General features: G+C 73.1%; 3 protein-coding genes. All 3 read right to left on the reverse strand.

What is annotated here, in order from left to right:
- Window positions 1–285: 285 nt before the first annotated feature.
- The 3 genes from ACWEQL_RS41905 to ACWEQL_RS41915 all read right to left on the reverse strand — a co-directional run bounded on the left by ACWEQL_RS41905 (window position 286) and on the right by ACWEQL_RS41915 (window position 2,942).
- Window positions 286–1,008 (reverse strand): dienelactone hydrolase family protein, encoded by a 723-nt coding sequence (locus ACWEQL_RS41905; RefSeq protein WP_452156792.1) that lies wholly within the window; start codon window positions 1,006–1,008, stop codon window positions 286–288.
- A 201-nt stretch (window positions 1,009–1,209) separates the two neighbouring features.
- On the reverse strand, window positions 1,210–2,826 hold the full coding sequence (locus ACWEQL_RS41910) for a multicopper oxidase family protein (RefSeq protein WP_452156794.1): 1,617 nt from the start codon (window positions 2,824–2,826) through the stop codon (window positions 1,210–1,212).
- A gap of 11 nt (window positions 2,827–2,837) precedes the next feature.
- The gene (locus ACWEQL_RS41915; protein WP_452156796.1) at window positions 2,838–2,942 is read right to left on the reverse strand and encodes a GNAT family N-acetyltransferase; all 105 of its coding nucleotides are present in this window, start codon (window positions 2,940–2,942) and stop codon (window positions 2,838–2,840) included.
- Window positions 2,943–2,949 lie beyond the last annotated feature (7 nt).

Consider the following 2,949-nt stretch of genomic DNA (forward strand, 5'->3'; position numbering starts at 1 on the left):
CCGCGTCCACAACGCCCTCACCAACACCGGCACCCCCGCCCTGGCCGTCACCGCCACCACCTCGTACGGCAACATCACCGCCCGCGGCAACTGAGCACCACCGCCCGCGCCTGCGCCGCGCCCACTGGAGGTTCACCCCGTTTCATCCGCCGTGGTGAGCCGCGATCGCGCCGGCCGCGCACCTGCCGGCCACCGCCGTCGAGGAGGGCCGGGGAGACCCGTCCTCGACCGCGGTGGCCAGGGCCGACGCCGCTTACCGCCTGTCACCGGCGGGGCGGCCCGGCCTCACCGCAGGTGCCGGTCGAAGAACCGGATCCCGTCCTCCGCCTCGAACCACGGGGTGCCGGTGTGTCCGCCCAGGTTGGCGTGCAGCGTCTTCTCCTCGGTGCCGAAGGCGTCGAACAGGTCCAGGGCGCGTTGGCGGGGGTTGCCCTCGTCGTCCCACTGCAGCAGGAACAGCAGCGGAACGGTGACCTGCCGGGCCTCCTCGCGCTGGGCGCGGGGCACGTAGCCCCCGGCGAAGAGACCGGCGGCCGCGATGCGCGGCTCGAGCACCGCCAGCCGGATGCCGACGGCGGTCCACCCCGAGTACCCGACCGGGCCGCCGATCTCGGGCAGCGCAAGGAGGGCGTCCAGGGCGGTCCGCCATTCCGGGACCGCCTTCTCGACCAGCGGGCCGACCAAGGACTCGAAGATCTCGTCGACCGGTTCGCCGGCCTGCATCGCCCGGCGGAGCTCGGCGCGGGCCTGCTCGTCGGCGGCGGAACGGGGCCGGTCACCGCACCCGGGGGCGTCGATGGAGGCCACCGCATAGCCGTGCGCCGCGCAGTGCCGGGCCCGGGCCACCAGCCGGGGCTCCCTCCTGGGCAGGCCGTTGTTGTGGGCCATCAGGATCAGCGGAGCCGGTGCGGACGATCCGGGCGTCCACAGGGTGCCGGGGATCTCGCCGAGGGTGAACTCGCGGACGAGGACGCCGTCGTCGAGGTGCTGTTCGGAAGTGAAGTGCACGGTCGTGCCTTTCGGGAGTGCGCTGGAACGGCGCTCCCGGACGACCTACCGCCCGACCGTGACCCCGGAGGGGAGCACCCATGTCGATACTGCGTTCACGGGTACCACCTCCTCGTTCTCTCGCACGGCCCCCGGAAACGTAGCAGTGCCCGCCATGGCCCGCCAAGCAGGTTTCCGCACGGCCCCGGGGCCCGCCGGGTCTCACGGGTCGACGTAGTGGACGGTCTGCATCATGCCGAGGTCCTCGTGGTGGAGCTGGTGGCAGTGGGCGATGGTGCGGCCGGTGAAGTCCTCGTACTTGACCAGGAAGGTGACGGATTCCGGGGGTGTGCCGCCGGTGAGGCCGATGGTGTCGTGCCAGACGGGCGGGGTGAGCCGTTCGCCGTTGCGGTGGGTGAGGAGCACCTGGTTGGTGTGCAGGTGGAAGGGGTGCTGGAACGCCGGCAGCGATTCGTCGGTGCGCACGGTCCAGCGCTCCACGGTGCCCAGGCGCAGGGTGTGGTTGGTGTGGTCGGGGTCGAACAGGCCGTAGGCCGGGTCGTGGGTGAGGTCGCCGTCGGGGTCGGCCGCGGGGGTCGCATGGGTGCCCAGGACGCGGAAGGCGTTGGGGAACGGCCCGGGGAAGACGCCCGCGTCGGAGTGGAAGACCACCTCCCGGTGCGCGCCGGGGTCGGTGACGTCCCTCTCGTCGAGGAACGGTTTGCCGGGCGGGAGCGCGCTCGGCAGTTCCATCGGCGGTTCGACGGGTTCTCCCGCCACGTCGATCGTCATCAGCGGCCCGGGCACCCCGTCGGCCCGCAGTTCGTACCGGCCGGGCGCGCCGCCGCGGACCAGGACGTCGGCGCGGTTGCCCATGACCAGGCCCAGCACGTCCAGGACGACGGGCGTGGCGAAGGTGATGCCGTCCTGCGCGATCTGGTGCATCGGCAGGACTCCGCGCTCCCCGGTGAGCCGCAGCCGCAGGGAGGTGAACGCGGTCGCGGCGACCAGCCGCCACCGCTGCACCTCGCCCGGGCGCAGCCGGAGGACGGGGTTGACCGCGCCGTTGACGGTGAAGGTGGAGGGGATGCCGGTCACCCAGCCGCCGGAGGTGAACGCGGGGACCTCACCGTCCTTGAGCTTGAGTTCGTTGACGCACACCACGAGGTCGGCGGCCGCCGCGATCTCGGGGACCTCGTCGACGTCGCCCTCGACGATGATCACCCCGGCCATGCCGCCGACGATCTGCTCGGCGATGGCCCCGTGCAGGTGCGGGTGGTACCAGTAGGTGCCGGCGGGGTGGTCGGCCGGGATCTGGACGGTCGTCACGTACCGGGGCTCCGGGGCGCCGGCGGCGACCTCGTCCGCCGTGCGCGGGACGAACTCGCGCAGGACGTTGTCGGCGTACCCGGACGGGGAGACGTGCATCCCGTGGGTGTGCAGGTTGAAGCTGTTGGGGTCGTGCGGCGTGTTGTGGCCGCCGCTGTGGGGCGGGTTGGGCGGCAGGCCGTTGACGTGCGTGAGGCGCAGCGTGTCCCCACCGCGCACGCGCAGGGTCGGGCCGGGGATCGCCCCGTTGTAGGTGCGGGTGGTGATCCGGCCGTAGCCCGGTACCGCGACGTCCGTGAAGCGGACGTCGAGCGTCTGCTCCACCACCCGCGACGCCGAGCCGTGCACCGGCTGCACCGGCTGAGCGGCCGGGACGTCCGGCCGGGGGAAACACGCCGGCGCCGCCCTCGTACCCCGCCCGGCCAGGATGCCGCCCGGGGGCACGGCGAGGCCGGCGACGGGGATGGCCTTGAGCACCGATCGGCGGCTGATCCTGCGACTGTCTCCCATAACCGGGCAATCTAGATCAACCCGGCCACGGTGGCGTACCCCTGGCCCCAGGCCTCCGGGTGGAGGTGCCAGCCGACCTCGACCTCGCCGTCGCCGTCCGGCAGGGGCAGCAGCAGGACCGAG

This window comes from Kitasatospora sp. NPDC004240 (assembly GCF_053603215.1).